This is a genomic window from Pseudomonadales bacterium, from assembly GCA_013215025.1.
GTDB lineage: Bacteria > Pseudomonadota > Gammaproteobacteria > Pseudomonadales > DT-91 > DT-91.
The window spans coordinates 1-2,047 of the sequence record JABSRR010000300.1 but is presented as its reverse complement, the minus strand read 5'-3'; the positions used below and the strand labels follow the sequence as shown (position 1 = coordinate 2,047).

Sequence of the window (2,047 nt, the reverse complement as noted above, 5' to 3'; positions counted from 1 at the left end):
TGAGATGAACCTACCAAGTTCATCCGAGAAGTACCATAAAGAAAAGTTCGAATATTCATAAGTCATTGGCTATTAGCATTCGGACCTTTATCGAGGTAGGACAGCCAGTCACCTGACTACCCCCTCACAGATCCCAGCGAGCGGTACTACCGCACTGGGCTCCTCAGTAAATCTCACTTCCGTCTCAGACAAAGTGTTTAACTCTTGGCTTAGGAATCCTACTGTTTTGTAGCACAACCTTGAAGTCAGTCCAGTTATAACTTCTTTTCTGACTTCTACGATTCAGCCACTTGTAAAGAGCATGAATACAATAGTAATAATATTGACCCAGTCTTTCGTAGTTTCCTTTTATTCCAAAGTAGTTATAATGACCTCTCATCTTACTGGCAGCTATTCTCATGAGCTCTGATACTTTCTTGAGGTTTCTCATATTCTTGATCCATAGCTTAAAATCAGCTATGCTTTTTCTCTGTTTCTTGGCAGATGTCTTCTTTTGCAAATAGGACTTACTATTACATCCTGATTGCCATCGAAATTCAAAACCCAGAAATTCAAAGCTTTCACTTTGTTCTGGATTTAACTTGGTAAAACGAAGCAAATTTGTTTTCTCTGAAGCTACGGATAAATTGAATTTCGCCAATCTATCTGGTAGCATTTCATAGAAGAGTTCTGCATCGGCTTTCTTCTGAAAGAAACAGACGAAGTCATCGGCATAACGGACTATTCCAATATTACCCACACTTTGCTTTCTAACTCTGTGATCAAACCACAGATCAAGTACATAGTGCAGATAGATATTGGCAAGCACAGGAGAAATAATCCCTCCCTGCGGTGTTCCAGATTCAGGCCGAATCACTTCACCATCATCAAGAATTCCTGCCTTCAACCATTTTCCTATCAGCTTAATAAAAGCTCTGTCATCTATACGATGCTCAAGCATTTTAAGAAGCCAACCGTGATCAAGATTGTCAAAGAAACCTTTTATATCTGCCTCAACTACCCAATTATGAGGTTTATCCCTAGCTTCTGTGCAGACTTGTCGAACCGCATCATGACATCCCAACACTGGACGATAACCGTAGCTGAAGCCTTTAAAGTCAGCTTCATAGATACTTTCCAGAATTTTACTGGCTGCATACTGGACGATTTTATCTTCAAGCGAAGGAATTCCAAGAGGCCTCTGTTTGCCATTAGCTTTAGGAATATAATGACGACGGATAAGCTTTGTTTTGTAGCTCTTCCGTTTAAGCCGTAAGACCAGATTTTGAAGATTCTCATCCAAATCTGTCTCATAGCTATCCCAGTCACAATTATCCACTCCAACGCTAGCTCTTTTATTCAATTGATAAAAAGACCAACGAAGATTAGCTTCATTCAGAAGTCGATAAATACCTCCGAATCTGTGACGGGAATCATTCTTTGCCTTGTTGTTTATTCCTCTCAGTGAGGTTTGCATGATTTCAATCAGCCTATCTTAACTGTTCATGTTTCCTTTAAGAGCTACGATTTACTGTCGTTCCCTTCCCCGTGTACGTGGCTTTCCCACGCTCTGAGTACTATGAAACAATCTGACTCCCGAAGTCTCTTCTGAGCTTCTCCGCTTTACGTTGAATACTCATACCTCAAGCAAGGAGGAAGAAAACGGGTCTCCCAAGTTCACTCATAAACTCTTTATACATGCGACGCGTTAGATACTCCGACAGGACCCATTGGTACAGCTCGCTCGTTCTAATAACACTGTAACGGATATTGACTTCCACTCCAGGTAAAGTGTCGTCTCCTGTAAATACGGTTAACGAAGCTAAATCGCCTCAGGAGGGATCGGCCTCCCTGCCGCCTGCATAATTCGCTGTGTACGCTTCACCTCGATTGTTCAGTTCAAATTCAGCCTCAATAAAGCCAAAGAAGACTTCCGCAAGAGGTGCAACACTCGCTACGAATGGTTAGCGAAACCTTATTCGATCAGGACTTTCACCTGAAAAGTTTACAAGCGCTTTCCTTGGCGCTCACCTGGTACTTTACTCCCTAATTTTAGGAAAAATATCGG

1 protein-coding gene is annotated in these 2,047 nt (G+C 41.7%); it reads right to left on the bottom strand.

Features of this window, described 5'->3' with window-relative positions:
* Positions 1-184: 184 nt before the first annotated feature.
* A complete protein-coding gene (gene ltrA / locus HRU21_13135; GenBank protein ID NRA43233.1) occupies positions 185-1,456 on the bottom strand; it encodes a group II intron reverse transcriptase/maturase in 1,272 nt (423 codons plus the stop codon).
* Between the last annotated feature and the right edge of the window lie 591 nt (positions 1,457-2,047).